This is a genomic window from Arthrobacter sp. SlRoot2-15, assembly GCF_059739345.1.
Genome location: NZ_AP046058.1, coordinates 790,056 through 807,378, shown reverse-complemented (window position 1 = coordinate 807,378; position 17,323 = coordinate 790,056). Strand labels below are relative to the sequence as shown.

Below are 17,323 nucleotides of genomic sequence, written 5' to 3'. Positions count from 1 at the left end.
CAATTGCCAGAGCCACCAGCAAGGGTGGCCGCGTCGACACCTCCCATATCCGAACTCCTTCATTGGAACCGTACGGTGCCCCAGCCGGCAGTCGTACCCCCAAGACGGAGCCGGCGGCGTCAGAGCCTTCTGAGACCGAGGCTCTCCCCCCAGCCGCCGCCGGCTCCCTTAAACGGTCTGCACCACTGAGAGATGTGGAACTGCCGTGAGCGCGGTGGACGAACACCGCGCCGGCTACAGAAAAAGAGGCAGTCGTTGGAATCGACGCCCCGCCCGGGTCCTAAGGCTCGCAGGCGGGGCGTTTGATCACCCCCCGGCCGTCGGCCGGGAACCCGTGGCGGCCCGTCCCGTGGACTCCGGGATGTCCTGGGCGCGGCGCTACCGCCGCTGGCTGCGGTTCACCGACATATCCATTGTGACCTGTGCGGTCGCCGTGGCCTACGCGGTCCGCATCGACGCCGAGGGAGTGCTCGCCCGCACCCCTGCGGTCACCAGCTACGTTTCCCTCAGCATCGCCATTCTCCTGGCCTGGATCGTCGCCCTCGAAGTGCACCGCACGCGGGAGGAGACAGTCCTCGGCGTCGGGGCCGAGGAATACAAGCGGGTCATGGACGCTACCGTCGGGGTATTCGGGGGCATCGCCATCGTGGTCCTGCTGCTGGGAATCGATGTGGTGCGCAGCCACTTCGCGATCGCCCTCCCGGCCGGTTCGCTGCTGCTCCTGCTCAGCCGGTGGCGGTGGCGGGCCTGGCTGAACCGCCAGCGCAACTTCGGCCACTACCTCTCCAAGGTGATCGTGGTGGGCGAACCCGCAGACGTCGAATACGTCATCCGCCAGTTCGGCAAGGTCTCCGGTGCCGCCTATGAAGTGGTAGGGGCGGCCCTTCCGGCCGGCTACACCGCCAGCCACCTGCAGATTTCCGCGACCCGGGTGCCCGTGCTCTGCGATGTCGCCTCGGTGGCCGGAAAGGTCACCGAGACCGGGGCCAACGCCGTCGTCGTTGCCGGACAGCTGCACGGCGGAAGCCGCGCGATCCGCCAGCTCGGCTGGGCCCTGGAGGGCACCCACGCGAGCCTGGTCCTGGCCGCCAGCCTGACCGACGTCGCCGGTCCCCGGATCCACTGGCGGCCCGTCGAGGGCCTGCCGCTAATGCACGTGGAGCTGCCGGAGTTCAGCGGCGGCAAACACACACTCAAACGCCTCGTCGACGTTGTGGCCTCGGCCGCGGCGCTGCTGCTCCTGGCGCCCCTGCTGTTCATCCTTGCCTGGATGATCGCCCGTGACAGCAAGGGCCCGATCTTCTTCTGGCAGGAGCGGGTCGGCCGCAACGGCGAACGGTTCAAGATGGTCAAGTTCCGCTCCATGGTGGTGACCGCGGAGGAGGACCTGGCCCTGCTCAGGGAGCTGAACGAGGGAGCCGGGCTGCTGTTCAAGATAAAGCAGGACCCGCGTGTCACCAGGTGCGGACGCTGGCTGCGGAAGTATTCGCTCGACGAGCTGCCGCAGTTCTGGAACGTGCTCAAAGGGGACATGAGCCTGGTGGGACCGCGTCCTCAGCTGCCCTGCGAGGTGGAGGGCTACGAGGGCGACGTGACCCGCCGGCTGCTGATCAAGCCCGGCATCACCGGGCTGTGGCAGGTGAACGGCCGGTCGAATCTTGGCTGGGAAGACAGCGTCCGCTGGGACCTCTACTACGTGGAGAACTGGTCGTTGACGGGAGACATCATGATCCTCTGGCGAACCGTCAAGGTCATCCTGAACCCGGTGGGGGCTTACTGAACGCTGGTGAGGGCCGGCGGTGAATTGAAAGGGCAGGACATGGGTCTCAGAATCGGCTACGCGCCGGGGGCGTTCGATTTGTTCCACATCGGGCATCTCAACATCCTCAAGCACGCCAGAAGCCAGTGCGACTTCCTGGTCGCCGGGGTCGTCTCGGACGAAATGCTGGAACGGGCCAAGGGCCGGCTGCCCGTGGTCCCGCTGGCCGAGCGGATGGAGATTGTCGGCAGCATCGGCTACGTGGACAAGGTCTACGCCGAAACCGTCCCGGACAAGCTCCACGTCTGGGAGGAACTGCGGTTCAACGTCTTCTTCAAGGGCGACGACTGGAAGGGCACCCCGAAGGGCGACAGGCTGGAAGCGGCGTTCCGGGAGGTCGGCGTCGACGTCGTCTTCTTCCCGTACACCGTGCAGACGTCCAGCTCCGCCCTGCGCGCCGCCCTCGAGCTGATCAACCGTTCCCCCGAACCCGGGCACCGGCTCCACGGGATACGGCTGTGAACGGGCTGCATATCGCGATGGTGGGAACGCGCGGCGTCCCGGCCCGGTACGGCGGATTCGAAACGGCCATCGAGGAAATCGGCCAGCGGCTCGTGCAGCGCGGCCACCGCGTCACCGTCTACTGCCGCGAGACGGGCGGCGGCGACCGGCCCGCCCGGCACCTCGGAATGGACCTGGTGCACCTCCCGGCGCTGCGCAAACGTTCCCTGGAGACCCTCAGCCACACCGGGCTCTCCGTCGCCCACCTGCTCCGGCACCGGCCGGACGCCGCCATCGTCTTCAACGCGGCCAACGCCCCCTACCTGCCGGCCATCAAAGCCGCAGGCATCCCCGTGGCCACCCACGTCGACGGGCTGGAATGGAAGCGCGCCAAGTGGGGCAAGGCGGGCCGAAGCTACTACCAGCTTGTTGAACGGCTCGCGGTCCGGTGGTCCGACGCGCTCATCGCCGACGCCGCCGGCATCCAGGACTACTACCGGGAGAAGTTCGACGCCGACACGGTATATCTGGCCTACGGGGCGCCCATCCAGGCAAACGCCGGCTCGGACAGACTTCCGGAACTGGGCCTGGCGCCGCGCGGCTACCACCTCGTCGTCGCCCGCTTTGAGCCCGAAAACCACGTCCACCTCATCGTTGAAGGGTTCGCCCGGAGCGCCGCCCGGCTCCCGCTCGTCGTCGTCGGCTCCGCCCCCTATTCGGACCGGTACACCAACATGGTCCACGCACTCGGCGACGAGAGGGTCCGCTTCGTGGGCGGCGTCTGGGACCAGGCGTTGCTCGACCAGCTGTACGCGAACGCGCTGGTGTACTGGCACGGACACTCCGTGGGCGGCACCAACCCCTCGCTGCTGCGGGCCATCGGATCCGGCACGGCCACCAACGCGTTCGACGTCGGGTTCAACCGTGAGGTGCTCGAAACCGCCGGCCGGTACTTCGCCGGCCCCGGCGACGTCGCCCGGCTGGTGCACGAGGCCGAGGCCCCCGGCTCCGACGCCGAGGCCCGCGGCCAGCACGCGCAGCAGCTGGCCCGCCGGTACAACTGGGACGACGTCGCGACCGGCTACGAACAGCTCTGCCAGACGCTCCTGAGCCCCCGGACACGGACCGCCCGGACGCGCGCCGGAGAAGGAACCAGGGGCCGACGCCGGGCGCCGCGTCCCAGCCTGGGGGCCGGACAATGACCGCCGCCGATCCGGGAATCGGCGCGGACGACGAGGCCCGTGCCGGCTTCCGGGACACCGTAAGGCAGCTCGCCGCGGCCCAGAAGACGGCGGCCCGCGGGGCACCGGCCTACTCCCGCTACGTCAACCGCAGGCTGGGACGGCTGCTGGCCGCGCTGGCCCTGCACGCCGGGCTGGGGCCCAACGCCGTCACGGCGGTCAGCGCGGTCTTCACCTTCTCGGGGATCGCCCTGCTGATGATGTTCCCGCCGTCCGGAGCCCTGGGGATCGGGGTGGCCCTGCTGCTGGTGGTCGGCTACGCCCTGGACTCGGCCGACGGACAGGTCGCGCGGCTGCAGGGCAGCGGATCCGCCGCGGGGGAGTGGCTGGACCACATGGTGGACGCCGTGAAAACCTCCGCGCTGCCACTGGCGCTCGCCGTCGGGCTGTACCGCTTCGGAACCGTGGACCGGCGCTGGCTGCTGGTTCCGCTGGCCGCCGCCGTCATCTCCGCCGTGCTGTTCTTCAGCATGATCCTCACCGAGCAGTTGCGGCGCCAGCAGGGCCTGGTTTCCGTGGCTGCCCCCGGCGGCAGGTCCTGGCTCCGCTCGGTGCTGGTGGTCCCGATGGACTACGGGGTCCTCTGCCTCTGCTTTGCCCTCTACGGCGTGCTTCCGCTCTTCCTCGCCGCCTACACCCTGATCGTCGCAGCCACAGCAGGCTTCTTGCTGTTGGCATCCGTCAAGTGGTTCCGGGAAATTTCCGCCTTCCCGCCGGCGCGCGGCCGGGCCGGCCGGCACAGCCGCACGGAACCATCCGCACCAACCGGCAGCACCACTGGAACTGGGGTCCCGCAATGAACACAGCACACCACGGGCAAGGAGCCCACAGCGCCGGCAGGCGCCGGCGCCTGCTCGCCACTTCGGTCGGCATTTCGGCTCTGCTCGCCCTGGGCGGCACCGTCTGGGCCACGGGCCAGGACACCGTCGCCCGGGCCGCCGGCGAACGGCCCGGCCAGGACACCGTTGCCCGGGCCGCCAGCCCGAAACCGGAGGCGGCGGGCCCGGCGGCCCCTGCGCCGGCCAAGGCCGCCGCGACAGGCGCGCCGGCGCCGGCCGGTCCCGCATCTCCGGAGGCCGGGCCCGCGCCCAGCCCGGTGGACCGCCAGGGCAAGTCCGAGCAGCAGCTCGCCGAAATACCGCAGCCCACCGCGGCGCCGGTGGACCTGAAGGACAAGAAAGCTGTCAAGGGCGGCGTCTCGGCCACCATCACGGACGTTCAATCCGTCCGGGGCGAGGCGAAGGGCATCGGTGAAATCGCCGGCCCGGCCGTGCGTTTCAAGGTCACCGTGACCAACAGCACCCCAGAGCCCATCTCCCTGGACTCCGCCGTCGTCGACGTGGCGTTCGGCCGGGACGACGAGCCGGCCGGATCCCTGAGCGGTTCGGACACGGCCGCCTTCCCGTCCGTGGTGGCGCCCGGGACCAGCGGAACCGGTGTGTTCGTCTTCGCGGTGCCCCTAGAGGCCCGCGACAACGTCAAGATCCATCTCAACCTCGAGGCCGAGACGCCGGTGGCGACGTTTGCGGGCAAGGTGCCGGCCTAAGCGGACCCGGCCGGCCAAACAGAACTGACCGTTGAATCACAGGAAAGGATCCAGGCCATGGCAACACAACTGGACACCCTGCCATCGCTGCTGCTGGTGCGGACCACGGCCCGGCGGGGGAGGAAAGCGGCAAAACGGCTCCGGGCCGGCATCGCCTTCGCGCACCTGCGGCTCCGGAACCTCGCAGCCCGCCGGCCCGCCACCGGCACCGCCCCCGTCGTCGTGTCCATGACGACGCACGGTGCCCGACTGAAGACTGTTGCGACGGCGCTCGAATCAATCGCCCGCGGCAGCACCAGGCCGCAACGGCTGCTGCTGTGGCTGCAGACGCCGGAACAGTTCCGGACCGCTCCGGCCGCTCTGCGCCGGCTCGAACGCCGCGGCGTGGAGGTCCTGCTGAGCCCGGACTACGGCCCCCACACCAAGTACTACCCGTACGTCGCCTCGGTGGAACGGCACACCCTGCCGCTCGTAACCGCCGACGACGACATCATCTACCCGCGGAACTGGCTGGCGCTGCTCACCGATGCCACCCGCCGGCACCCGGACGCCGTCTGCGGGCACTGGATCAGCATCATCGGCCCCTCCGTGGACGGGATTGCCGACTACGCCACCTGGGCGCGGGCCCGGGACACCGCCGCCCGCACGGCAAATTTCGCCGTCGGCGTCTCCGGGGTCATCTACCCGCCGGCGATGCTCCAGGAACTCAAGGGGTACGGCACCGGTTTCGCCGCCGCCTGCCCGGGAGCCGACGACATCTGGCTCAAATGGGTGGCCCTGCGCGCCGGGATACCGGTCCGGCAGGTCCGTCCGGTGCCGCGGCACTTCCCGATGATCCCGGGAAGCCAGGGCGACGCGCTGATGAAAACGAATGTCGGCGAAAACCGAAACGACCACTGGATCCGAGGCCTCTTCACGGCCGAGGACGTGGCTGTGCTGACCAGCAGCGCCGCCAGACACCGAATGGACTAGGGGGAAGCACATGTTCCGGAACGCCACGCTGGGGAGCGCTCAGACGAAAAATGCAGGGCTAGCGCCCTACCCGGCGCCGGGAGGCGCCGCTGGGAACCAACTACAACGAATGCTCGCGGTGCTGCTGGGCACGGCGCTGGCGCTCTCACTGGTGCTGGTGGACGCCCCGCCCTCAGCCGCCGACACCGCGCCGGCCGATCCGGCGAGCCCGTCCACGCCGGTCACGGTCTCCGCCGACGCGCTCCCCACCGCCCAGATCAACGGGGTGGCCTGGACCCAGCTCGTCATCGGCAACACGGTGTACGTCGGCGGCGACTTCAGCCTTGCCCGGCCCGCCGGGGCCCCCGCCGGAACCGGCGAGGTTGCCCGGAACAACATCCTGGCCTACAACCTGACCACCGGGGAGCTGCTGAACAGCTTCACGCCGAGCTTCAACGCCGAGGTGACGGCCCTGGCGGCGTCCCCGGACGGATCGCGTCTCTACGTCGGCGGCTCCTTCACCACGTACAACGGCGCCACGGTCTGGCGCGTCGTGGCGCTCAACCCGTCCAACGGCGCCCTGATCATGAGCTTCCTGCCGAAGATGTCCGCGTCGGTGCGCACTATCGTGGCGACAGACAGCACCGTCTACCTGGGCGGCCTGTTCGGCTCCGTGGGCTCCGTAGCACGCGGCCGGCTCGCCGCGTTCAACGCCGCGGACGGCGCGCTGCTGCCGTGGAATCCGGTCGCCGAGGGCGGCCGCGTCAACGCCATGGCGCTCGCGCCCGACGGTGCCAGCATGGTGGTGGGCGGCGCGTTCACCACCCTTAACGCTTCGAGTAACCCCGGCATGGGCCTGGGCAAGGTGGACACCGGCGCCGGCGCGCTGCTGCCCTTCCAGATCAACAGCCTGGTGCGCAACGGCGGCACCAACGGGGCCATCACCACGCTCGCCAGCGACGGCACGAACGTCTACGGCGCAGGCTACACCTTCGGCCGCACCAGCAACCTCGAAGGGATGTTCTCGGTCAAATGGTCCGATGACACCACCAACTGGCTCGAGGACTGCCACGGCGACAGCTACTCCATCAAACCGATCGGCGGCGCGGTCTACCTGGCCGGCCACCCGCACTACTGCGGCAATATCGCCGGCTTCCCGCAGACCCAGCCCTGGAGCTTCAACCGCGGCATCGCGTTCGGCAAGGAGGCCACCGGCACCATCACCACCGAAAGCCACGGGTACTTCAACTACGCCGGCAGGCCCTCGCCGCCGCTGCTGAACTGGTTCCCCTACCTCGACTCCGGCACGGTCACCGGCCAGGACCAGGGCCCGTGGACGGTCAACGGCAACGACGACTACGTGGTGATGGCCGGTGAATTCACCTCCGTCAACAACCAGCCCCAGCAGGGGCTGGTCAGGTTCGCCAGGACCGGGCTCGCCCCGAACCAGCGCGGGCCCCGCGTCACCGGCGCCAACCTGACCCCCACCCTGTCCAGCCCCTCCGCCGGCACCGTCCGGGTCCGCTGGCAGGCCAACTGGGACCAGGACAACGAGAACCTCGTCTACGAGGTCCGGCGCAACGGCGCCGTCATCGCCACCCTCAACCAGGCGTCCACCTTCTGGCGCCGGCCCGGCATGACCTTCCTGGACACCTCCCGGGTTCCGGGGCAAAGCTACACCTACCGCATCTTCGTCCGGGACCCGTTCGGCAACGAGGCCCGCAGCGACACCGCCAGCATCACGGTGCCGGGCTCCGTGGCGTCCCCGGGCAACTACGCCAAGCAGGTCCTGGCTGACAATCCGGGCAACTACTGGCGGCTCGGGGACGGCGGCGGCAGCACGGCCGTGGACCTGGCGGGCCGTGATGACCTGCAGTTGCAGCCCGGTGCCGGTTTTGGCGCCCCCGGCGCCCTGAACGGCGACGCGGACACGGCCCTCGCCCTCAACGGCAGCCAGGACGCAGTCGCCAGCGACCCGACCCTGGCAGCCCGGCCGGACACCTTCAGCACCGAGGCGTGGATCCGCACTGGCTCCACCGCGGGCGGACAGATCGTCGGCTACGGAAACTCCCAAACCGGGCTCTCGGCCGACCTGGACCGGACCGTGTACATGGACCCGGGCGGGCGCATCTTCTTCGGCGTCCGGCCCGGCGGCAGCTCCGGCACCCGGGTCACGGTCAACTCGACGGCGACCTTCAACGACAACCAGTGGCACCACGTCGTCGCCTCGCTCGGCGCCGACGGGATGAAGCTCACCATCGACGGGGTCGCCGCCGCAGCACGGCCCGGCACCACCACCGCCTGGCCGTTCGACGGTTACTGGCGGGTCGGCGGCGACAGCCTCACCGGCTGGCCCAACTGGCCCACCTCGCAGAAGGGCCAGCCGCCCTACATCAGCTTCCTCAGCGGCCAGATCGACGACGTCGCGCTCTACCCCTCGGTGCTTCCGCTGTCCCGGATCCAGGCCCACTACGTGGCCTCGGGCCGCACCGTGAACGCGCCGCCCTCGCCGCCGGTCGCGGCGTTCACCTCCGCGGTCACCGGCCTGACCGCAGCGGTGGATGCCAGCACCTCCTCGGATGCCAACGGCCCGATCGCCAGCTACGCGTGGGCGTTTGGCGATGGTTCCACCGCAACCGGCGTGACGGCGCAGCACAGCTACGCCGCCGCCGGCAGCTACGACATCCGGCTTACAGTGACGGACAACTCCGGCAGTACCGCAAGCGTGACCCGGGCCGTCACGGTGACGGCCCCGCCGCCGAACCAGCCGCCGGCCGCCGCCTTCACATCCTCCGTTACCAACCTGGCGGCTGCTTTTGACGCCACCGGATCCAAGGACCCCGACGGCACCATCAGCAGCTACGCCTGGGCCTTCGGCGACGGCGCCTCCGGGACCGGCGCCACCGCGTCGCACAGCTACGCCGCGGCCGGCACCTACCAGGTCACCCTCACCGTCACGGACGGGGCCGGCGCAACCGGCCAGCTCACCCAGGCCGTGACCGTCACGGCCCCGCCCGCCAACGCCCTGGTGGCCGCGGACGCCTTCGGCCGGACCACCACCGGCGGATTCGGCACCGCGGACGTCGGCGGAGCGTGGACAGTCGCCGGTGGCGGCAGCAACTTCTCCGTCGCCAACGGGGCGGGAGCGGCCACCATCGGCACCGCCGGAGCCAGCAGGTACGCGTACCTGAACAGCGTCGCGACGGCGGACTACGACGGCCGCATCACCGTCTCGGCCGACAAGGTCCCCAACGGCGGCGGCATGTTCGCCACGCTGGTGGGACGGCGGGCAAACAACAACGAGTACCGGGCAAAGATCAAGGTTGCCGCCACCGGGGCCGTGTCGCTCTACCTCACCAAGGTGGTGGCCGGCGCCGAAACGACCGTTGCCGGGCCGCTGGCGATCGGCGGGCTGACCCTCGCCGCCAACGACCCGGCGATCATCCGGCTCAAGCTCGACGGCAATGCGCCCACCGCGGTCAGCGGCAAGGTCTGGCGCGCTTCCGCGGCTGAGCCCGCCGCCTGGCAGCTCACCGTTAGCGATGCCACCGCCGCCCTGCAGGCCGCGGGCGCCGCCGGCGCCGGCGGCTACGTCTCCGGCTCCTCCACCAACCTGCCGGTAGTCCTGCGGCTGGACAACCTGAACATCACCGCAGGCGGCGCGGCCCCCGCGCCCAACGCGGCCCCGACGGCGGCGTTCACCTCAACTGTCAACGTGCTGCAGGCCAGTTTCGACGGCACCGGCTCCACGGACACGGACGGGACGGTGTCCGGGTACGCCTGGAACTTCGGCGACGGCGCCACCGGAAGCGGCGCCACCGCCTCGCACAGCTATGCCGCCGCCGGGACCTACCAGGTAACGCTCACCGTCACCGACAACGCCGGTGCCACCGGCACCATCACCCAGGCCGTGACCGTCACCGGGAACCCCCCGGCGGGCCTGCTCGCGGCGGACGGGTTCGGGCGCGACCTCGCAGGCAGCTGGGGTTCCGCCGACACCGGCGGCGCCTGGACGCTGGCCGGAACGGCCGCCAACTACACGGTGGCCGGCGGAACCGGGATCATCACTACGCGCTCCGGCGGGATCTCCCGGCTGGCCACCCTGGCCGGTGTTTCTGCCACCGCAACCGACCTCTCGGTGAAATTCGCGCAGGACAAGATTGCCACCGGCGGGGGCACCTATGTCGGTGCCGTCGGGCGCAAAGTCGGCGACGACGAATACCGCGCCAAGCTGCGGATCGCCGCCACCGGCGCGGCGACGCTCTTCCTGACCCGGGTATCCGGCGGTACGGAGACGACGCTGCAGTCCGCAGCGGTGGCCGGCCTGACGGTGGCCGCGAACGACCAGCTCCGGCTCAGGGTGCAGGTCACCGGAACCAGCCCCACCACGGTGCGGGCCAAGATCTGGCGGGACGGGGCAGCCGAGCCGGCCACCTGGGGGCTGACGGCCGCGGATTCGACGCCGTCGCTGCAGGCGGCCGGCGGTATTGGGCTGCTGACCTACCTCTGGAGCACCGCCACCAACGCGCCGGTGGCTGTCCGGTTCGACGAGTTGTCCGTGGCCAGGCCATAGGGGGAGGGGCTGATGATCCGGATCCGGACGGCGGCGGCGGGTGAGCCGCCGGGCCGACCACCGGTTTGCACAACGGTTTGCTCCGCCAACTGAGCTAAGGAAAGCCATGAACTCTCCCTGGGGGAATTGGGCAGACCACCGAGCGCAAGAACATCCTTGCCTACAGCCTGAGCACCGGGCAGTTGGTCACCGGGTTCACGGCATCCCTGAACGCACAGGCCCTGGCCGTGGCGGCGTCGCCGGACGGCAGCCGGCTCTATGTCGGCGGTGATTTCACCGCGGCCAACGGCCAGCCGGCCGGCAAGGTGGTGGCCCTCGACCCGCAGACCGGCGCCACGATTGCGGGCTGGGCGCCGCGAATGTCCTCGACCGTCCGGGCGATCGTGGCCACCGCCGGGACGGTCTACCTGGGCGGCCTGTTCAGCACCGTCGGGTCCACCTCCCGGTCCAAGCTGGCCGCGGTCCGCGCCAGCAACGGGACACTGCTGCCCTGGAAACCGATCGCAGCCGGCGGCAGGGTCAACGCGCTGGTGCTGGCGCCCGACGGCAGCAAGCTGGTTGCGGGCGGCCTGTTCACCACCCTGAACGGCACCAACAGACCGGGCTTCGGGCTCGGTGCCGTCGACGCCCTCACCGGGGCCAACATCGTGACGCCGGTCAACGACGTCGTCCGGAACGCGGGCACCGGCTCCGGCATCACCTCGCTCTCCAGCGACGGCTCGAACTGGTACGGGACGGGCTTTATCGACTCGAAGATGAACGGCACCGGCACCCTGGAGGGCTCCTTTGCGGGGAACTGGTCCGACCTGGGGGTCAAATGGATCGACGACTGCCACGGCGACTCCTACAGTGTGTTCGCCAGCAACACGGCGGTCTACAAGGCCGGCCACTCCCACTACTGCGGCAATCTAAAGGGGTTCCCGGAGACGACGCCGCGGAGGGAGGCCACCGGAACGCTGACGAAAGACATCCACGGGTTCCCGAGCTTCACGGGCAAGCCGGCGCCGTCGCTGCTGGTCTGGTACCCGGACCTGGACACGGGGACGGCCACCGGCCAGAGCCAGGGACCCTGGTCCGTGACCGGCAACAACAGCTACGTGGTGATGGGCGGCGAGTTCAAGAACGTCAACTTCAAAGGCCAGCAGGGCCTGGTCCGGTTCGCGGTCAGCTCCCTGGCCCCGGACAAGGAAGGACCCCGTTCCTCGTCCGCGTCCACCAACCCGGCGCTGGCCTCGCCCTCGTCGGGGGTCATCACGGTCAAGTGGCAGTCCAACTGGGACCGGGACAACGCGGTACTGAGCTACCGGCTCTCACGGGACGGGCGGTTGATCAGCACCCAGGCGCTGTCCACCACGTTCTGGAACCGGCCGATGATGGAATTCAGGGACACGGTCGCCCCCGGAACAACGCACAGCTACCGGGTGGTGGTGACGGATCCGTTCGGCAACTCCAAATACTCCACCACGGTCAGCCTCACGGCCCGGTGAGCCGGCCGGCAGCCCGCGGGCTCAGCTATTGAAACGGATCCCGCCGGCGGCACCCTCGGCCAGGAGGTTGAGGCTGTCCGCCCAGCGGTTCGTCGACAGGCCCTGCACCGAACTGGCGGCACGGCTGATCACGCGGACGGGGTACTTCGAGCCGTTGCCGAAGTCGAACTGGTTGTGGCCCAGATAGTTGGCCGCGACCGTCACCGTGATGGTCGCGTACTTGCCGTGGTCGATGTTAATGGAGGTCTGGCCGTCATCCACCCAGTTCCTTTCGACCACCACGTTGCCCAGCCGGGCCACGTTCTGCTGCAGCATGATGCCGATCCCGGCGTGAGGGCCGCGGGGGCTGGGGCCGCTGCCGCGGCCGGGCCGGGCGCTGGCCACGATGGTGTTGCCGGCAATCCGGATGTTCTCGCCGCCCTGCACCTGGATGCCGTCGTTGTGGGTGCCATCGCTGTGGGCCGGGTCGTTGGACCAGAACGTCAGCGAATGGATGTAGTTTCCCTCGGCCGTGACGTTGGCGCCGGGCGGGCCGCCGGGTCGGTTGAAGATGCCGAGGCCGTCGTTGGTGCCCTGGATGTGGTTGCGCCGGGCCGTGTAGTCATGGCCGACGACGCCGTCCCGGTAGTAGGAGGGGCGGTCCGGGATGATCGTGTTGTCTTCGACCACGAGGTTCACGACGCCGTCGCCGGTGGCATCGATGATGCCGGTGTTCGAGGCCGGGATGCCCGGGCCGCCGTGGAGCCGGCTGTTCCTGATCGTCACGTCCCTGGCGCGGACCTTGACGTCGCCGTAGATCTCGAGGCCGTCCAGGACCGTGCCGTCCTGGGTAATCACCAGCTCGGCCCCGGCCGGGTTGAACGGCTTCAACACGGTTCCGGCGGGCACCCCGGTGGTGGTTTCCGAGGGGCGGTAGCTGCCGGCCGCAAGCTGCGACCGCGGCACCGGGGGCGGCGTGGCGGCCGGATTCGGCGCTGTGGCAGTGGGGGCGGGAGCCGGCGGTGTGAGAGCGCGAGCGGCGGGCACGGCGTCCGGCGCGGCGGGAGGTTGCGCGGCAGGCTGGCCGCACCCGGCTGTCAGGGCCGCCGCCAGCATCGCGGCGGCAAGCGCGGCGCGGGTGCTGCGCGTCGGACGGGCCATGCTCGGTCACCTCCGGGGTCTCGTCATCGGTCCCGCCCGGGGGCGGGACACTGCGGCTGAGACCTGCCTCCACGCTAGCCGAGTCCGCGGCGGCTTTCCAATTCCAGGGCGCCCCGGCGGGGTGGCCGGCTACTTCCGGCGGTACTCGCTGTAGACATAGCCGAAGGCCGCGGACGCCATCCCGAGTCCGCGGGCCGCGGTGCGCAAGCCCCTGGCCTGGTGCGCCGTCGAGCCGGTGAGAAGCCCCGCGCCGAGGCGGGCGGCACCGCCGAGCAGGCGGAGCGAACCCGCGGCCAGTGACGAGGCCCGCGCCGCCAGCCGCGGGGCCGCCGCGGCGGCGAGCTCGAGGTTGACCCGGGCCGCGGAGTTCCCGCTCCGGAGTGCCCGGCGCAGCACCCAGCCTCGGGTCAGCCGGGACGCCGGGACACGGTCCACCACCACCGCCTCGTCGCACCACAACATGGACCCGCCGCGCTGCACCAGCTGGCGGGTGAAGAGCGTGTCCGAGCCGCCGCTGAGGCCGAACCGCTCGTCGAAGCCCAGGCCCAGCGCCCGGACCTGGTCCAGGTCCAGGAGCAGGTTGTTGGTCGCCGCGACGGTCAGCGGCGTGCCGGTGGCGAGCCGGCGGCGACGGAAGAACCGTCCGGCCTGGATCCAGGGGTCCGGTTCGTGTTCGTACTCGCTGACCACCGGGCCGACGACGGCGGCGGCCCCGGTCCTCTCCTGCAGCTCCACCAGCCGGGCGAGCCAGTGTTCGGAGGGCACTTCGTCGTCGTCGATGAAGACCAGCAGCGCCGCGGCTCCGGCTTCCGTGAGGGCGCGGTTCCGTGCGGCGGCGATGCCGGGCCGCGGTTCGTGGGCATAGCGGACCAGGCCCGGGTCCAGGGTGCCGGCGATGTCCTGCACGGCCGCCTGGGCGCTCGCCGCCGGGTCATTGTCGATCACTAGTACGGTGGACGGCGGCCGGTCACCGTCGGCCAGGGTCATGGCCTGCGCGGCGAGGCGGGGGAGCGCAAGGCTGATGTCCCCGGGCCGGCGGTAGGTCAGGACCGCGATCACCACGGCCCCTGCGGAGCCGACGTCGTTAGCCATAGAGGCCTCCTGCCTTGTTGGGGATGTCCGGGGTTTCCGGACCGTCGGGTGCGGCCCGGGCCGCCCGGGCGTCGGGGTGGCCGGCGCTGTCGCCCGGGTTGCCGGTGCGCCCGGCGAGGCTGCGCGCCTGGGCCAGGAAGGCTGCCAGCAGCCGCCGGTGGAAAAGCCACAGCGCCGCCGCCGCCAGGGCGAAAAAGATCACCAGACCGCCAAAGAGTTGCCACAGCCTGCCCGCGTCTCCGAGCTGCCACAGGCCGTAGCCGGCGGCACCCCACAGTGCCGCGTGGGCCGCCGGCATGATGGACGCCAACTGGGACCTGGCGCTCACCCCGGTCAGCCGGGTCTGGATCCGCAGCAGCACGGGGGTCAGCAGGAAGCCGGCCGCGGTGTAGCCGACGGCGACGCCGAACACCCCGAACTGCAGGCCGATGACGATGCCGCCGACCTGCACGACGGCGGCGAGGATCTCGTAGCGCACGATCAGCGCCCCGCGGCCCAGCCCCTTCATCAGTGAGGGGGTGATGTAGAAGATCGTCTCGCGCGCGCCCCCGATCGCCAGGACACTGACCAGCGCCGCCGCCGGCATCCAGTCCGGCCCCAGCACCAGGTGGACCAGTTCGGGTGCGGCGCAGGACACAAAAACCATCAGCGGAACGGCCAGAAGGGCAAGGACCCGGGTGGCGGCCACGAGGCTCGCTGCCACCCGCTCGGGTTCCTGCGCCGATCGGGCAAAGGCGGGAAACATGACCCGGTTGACGGTCTGCCCGATCAACTGCACCGGAACCACCAGGATCCGGTAGGCCATCCCGTAGATGGACAGGGCGGAGACGCCGAGCACCCGGCCCACCAGGATGTTGTCCAGGTTGCGGGAAAAGTAGGCCAGGCAGTCGGTGGCGAAGACGCTCAGGCTGAACCCCAGCAGCGGGCCCACGGAGCGGAGCGCGAAGTTCGGCGCCGGACCCCGGCTGGCGGCCAGCAGCATGGCGGCACAGACGACGTCGGTGACCGCCACCTGGTAGACCATGGACCACGGCCCGGCCCCGGCGAGGGCGGCGCCGATGCCCGCCGCGCTGCCGGCGGCCGCGGCCGCGATGTCGGCTGCGCCGACCCGGTGCAGCTGCAGGTCCCGGGCCAGCAGGGCGCGCGGAGTGATCGCGAGCGCCTTGACCGGGATGGCGAACGCCAGCACGCGCAGGATCGGGTCCAGCTCGGCCACCGCGAAGAACGCGGCCACTGCCGGGGCGGCAAACCAGGTCCCCGCCGCGAGGGCCGCTGCCACCAGCAGGTTCAGCGTGGCGGTGGCGCCGGCCAGCCGCCGGGTGATGTCCTGGCGCTGGATGAGCGCCGCGGACAGGCCCTGGTCCAGGAGCAGCGCGACCAGGCTGATGTAGACGGTCGCGGCCGCGATGGTAGCTTTGGGGCCCCAGCAGCCGGGCCAGCACCACGGCGCAGCCGATCTGGAATCCCTGCCGGGCCAGCACGGCGCCGAAGCTCCAGCGCACGCTGCGGGCCGTTCTCCCGGCGAGGCCGGCCGTCATTGACGGCCGCCGGCGGCCTGGGCAAGGTGGTCGGCCATCACCTTCCCGTAGCGCTCCGGGCTGTGCCGGAATTCCGCCTCGACGGAGTCTGTCCGGGCCTTGGCGGCGTACTCCGGCCACGCGGCGGCCACCCGGGCGAGCGCGGCGGCGAGGCCCGCGGCGTCGCCGGGCTCCACGAACTGGGCCGAGCGGTAGCCGCCGGCGGCTTCCCGCAGCCCGGAGGTGTTGCTGACCACGACGGGCCGCGAGGCCAGCAGGGCTTCCACAGCCGTGTTCCCGAACGGCTCCTCCAGCCGGGACGGAACCACCACGACGTCGGCGTCGGCCAGGAACGGGAAGACGTCGGCCTGGAAACCGTGGAACCTCACGTGCGCGGCGGCACCGCCGTCGGCCACCTGGCCGCGCAGCGCGGTCTCATAGTCCTCGTAGCCGGGGAAGACGGCTCCCACGATCGAGAGCTCAGCGGCGATGCCGCGGCGGCGCAACTGCAGCAGCGCCTCGACGGCGACGTCCACCCCCTTGCGGTGCGAGAGCCGGCCCACGTAGGCGATACGCAACCCGCCGTGCAGCCGCTCCCGCGGCCGGGCGGGCTCCGCGGGGCCGGGCACCCCGTTGTAGACCACGGTTGACCGCCCGCGCAGGGCCGGCAGGGAGGCGGCCAGCGTGTCGGCACTGAACTGGCTGTTGGTCAGGATACTCCGGGAGAGCAGCAGCGGCGCGGCCAGCGCGGCGCGCAGCAGGCGCGGCGCCTTCGCCTCCGCCTCGTGGACGTGGGTAACGACCGGGACCCCGGTGAGCCGGCCGGCGATGGTCCACAGCGGCACCGTGATGGTGTTGGCGAGGATCACGTCCGGACGGGCCCCGAGGATCACACCGACGCTGCGGGGCAGGCCGCGGGCCGACTCCGCGGCCAGCCGGAACAGCCCGGGGCCCGAGAGCAGGGATTTGCGCAGCACCGGAGTCGGCGACAGGACGACGGCGGCGCCGCGGCGCTCGAGTTCGGGGACCAGCGGCCCGGGTTCCGGCAGCGCCACCAGGACCCGGGCGCCGGCAGCGTGCAGGCCGTCGATGGTTTCAAGGAGGACACGGTCGGACCCGTAGAGGTCGGCACTCGGATGCGCCACCAGCACCGTCAATCCGTGCCCGGTCTCGTCCATCATTCCCCCCGCGGATCCGTGCCCCGGCGGACGGGACGCCCATCGGCAGGGCCGGGCGGCCGCGCGCGGGGACCCGGTCCTGGCGAGGAGCCGTTGAGACCCACGGAATCCGCCCAGGCTTAGGGAAAGACTACGGCCGGCTCCAGGCTTTGGCTAGGATTCCGGGCCGGTCCCGGCGGAGCAGCGGATTGCGCCCGGCAGCGAACCGCCGGCCGCTCCCCAATGCCGGGAAAACCGGTGCCGGTTAAAAGCTTCCGCCGGGCACCTTTGCGGTCAATAATGGTGCGACTAGGGGACCGTGAAGGACCGTGCCGGCGCGGCATGGCATGGGAACCGCA

Annotated in this window: 12 protein-coding genes; 8 read left to right on the top strand and 4 right to left on the bottom strand. The window is 70.9% G+C overall.

Annotated elements, in window-relative coordinates; all coding sequences use genetic code 11:
- Positions 1 to 334: 334 nt before the first annotated feature.
- From AC6I9V_RS03700 to AC6I9V_RS03665, 8 genes are all read left to right on the top strand, one after another.
- Entirely contained in the window at positions 335 to 1,780 is a 1,446-nt protein-coding gene (locus AC6I9V_RS03700) for a sugar transferase (protein WP_497898388.1), read from the top strand.
- Positions 1,781 to 1,819: 39 nt separating this feature from the next.
- Complete coding sequence (locus tag AC6I9V_RS03695) at positions 1,820 to 2,281, top strand: FAD synthase family protein (RefSeq protein WP_497898387.1); 462 nt, start codon at positions 1,820 to 1,822, stop codon at positions 2,279 to 2,281.
- Positions 2,282 to 2,286: 5 nt separating this feature from the next.
- On the top strand, positions 2,287 to 3,462 hold the full coding sequence (locus tag AC6I9V_RS03690) for a DUF1972 domain-containing protein (RefSeq protein WP_497900246.1): 1,176 nt from the start codon (positions 2,287 to 2,289) through the stop codon (positions 3,460 to 3,462).
- A complete protein-coding gene (locus AC6I9V_RS03685; protein ID WP_497898386.1) occupies positions 3,459 to 4,301 on the top strand; it encodes a CDP-alcohol phosphatidyltransferase family protein in 843 nt (280 codons plus the stop codon). Before AC6I9V_RS03690 ends, AC6I9V_RS03685 begins: the two co-directional genes overlap by 4 nt.
- Complete coding sequence (locus tag AC6I9V_RS03680) at positions 4,298 to 5,047, top strand: hypothetical protein (protein ID WP_497898385.1); 750 nt, start codon at positions 4,298 to 4,300, stop codon at positions 5,045 to 5,047. Before AC6I9V_RS03685 ends, AC6I9V_RS03680 begins: the two co-directional genes overlap by 4 nt.
- 57 nt (positions 5,048 to 5,104) lie before the next feature.
- Positions 5,105 to 6,019, top strand: coding sequence for a hypothetical protein (locus AC6I9V_RS03675; RefSeq protein ID WP_497898384.1), 915 nt, complete (start codon positions 5,105 to 5,107; stop codon positions 6,017 to 6,019).
- 109 nt (positions 6,020 to 6,128) lie between these two features.
- Complete coding sequence (locus AC6I9V_RS03670) at positions 6,129 to 10,571, top strand: PKD domain-containing protein (protein WP_497898383.1); 4,443 nt, start codon at positions 6,129 to 6,131, stop codon at positions 10,569 to 10,571.
- A gap of 182 nt (positions 10,572 to 10,753) precedes the next feature.
- Positions 10,754 to 12,058 carry a hypothetical protein gene (locus tag AC6I9V_RS03665; RefSeq protein ID WP_497898382.1) on the top strand — a complete coding sequence of 435 codons (1,305 nt, stop codon included), beginning with the start codon at positions 10,754 to 10,756 and terminating at the stop codon, positions 12,056 to 12,058.
- A gap of 21 nt (positions 12,059 to 12,079) precedes the next feature.
- Here the strand turns inward: AC6I9V_RS03665 and AC6I9V_RS03660 are convergent, their stop codons facing one another.
- From AC6I9V_RS03660 to AC6I9V_RS03645, 4 genes are all read right to left on the bottom strand, one after another.
- Positions 12,080 to 13,198, bottom strand: a complete 1,119-nt coding sequence (locus AC6I9V_RS03660; RefSeq protein ID WP_497898381.1) for a right-handed parallel beta-helix repeat-containing protein — start codon at positions 13,196 to 13,198, stop codon at positions 12,080 to 12,082.
- Positions 13,199 to 13,327: 129 nt separating this feature from the next.
- On the bottom strand, positions 13,328 to 14,290 hold the full coding sequence (locus AC6I9V_RS03655; RefSeq protein ID WP_497898380.1) for a glycosyltransferase family 2 protein: 963 nt from the start codon (positions 14,288 to 14,290) through the stop codon (positions 13,328 to 13,330).
- Complete coding sequence (locus AC6I9V_RS03650; RefSeq protein ID WP_497900245.1) at positions 14,283 to 15,698, bottom strand: oligosaccharide flippase family protein; 1,416 nt, start codon at positions 15,696 to 15,698, stop codon at positions 14,283 to 14,285. Before AC6I9V_RS03650 ends, AC6I9V_RS03655 begins: the two co-directional genes overlap by 8 nt.
- 126 nt (positions 15,699 to 15,824) lie before the next feature.
- Complete coding sequence (locus AC6I9V_RS03645) at positions 15,825 to 16,985, bottom strand: glycosyltransferase (protein WP_497898379.1); 1,161 nt, start codon at positions 16,983 to 16,985, stop codon at positions 15,825 to 15,827.
- Between the last annotated feature and the right edge of the window lie 338 nt (positions 16,986 to 17,323).

Bases quoted from the DNA above. Each gene is read 5' to 3' on its own strand.
- AC6I9V_RS03695 (WP_497898387.1), top strand. From the start codon at position 1,820: ATGGGTCTCAGAATCGGCTACGCGCCGGGGGCGTTCGATTTGTTCCAC.
- AC6I9V_RS03685 (WP_497898386.1), top strand. From the start codon at position 3,459: ATGACCGCCGCCGATCCGGGAATCGGCGCGGACGACGAGGCCCGTGCC.
- AC6I9V_RS03680 (WP_497898385.1), top strand. From the start codon at position 4,298: ATGAACACAGCACACCACGGGCAAGGAGCCCACAGCGCCGGCAGGCGC.
- AC6I9V_RS03675 (WP_497898384.1), top strand. From the start codon at position 5,105: ATGGCAACACAACTGGACACCCTGCCATCGCTGCTGCTGGTGCGGACC.
- AC6I9V_RS03670 (WP_497898383.1), top strand. From the start codon at position 6,129: ATGCTCGCGGTGCTGCTGGGCACGGCGCTGGCGCTCTCACTGGTGCTG.
- AC6I9V_RS03660 (WP_497898381.1), bottom strand. From the start codon at position 13,198: ATGGCCCGTCCGACGCGCAGCACCCGCGCCGCGCTTGCCGCCGCGATG.
- AC6I9V_RS03655 (WP_497898380.1), bottom strand. From the start codon at position 14,290: ATGGCTAACGACGTCGGCTCCGCAGGGGCCGTGGTGATCGCGGTCCTG.
- AC6I9V_RS03645 (WP_497898379.1), bottom strand. From the start codon at position 16,985: ATGGACGAGACCGGGCACGGATTGACGGTGCTGGTGGCGCATCCGAGT.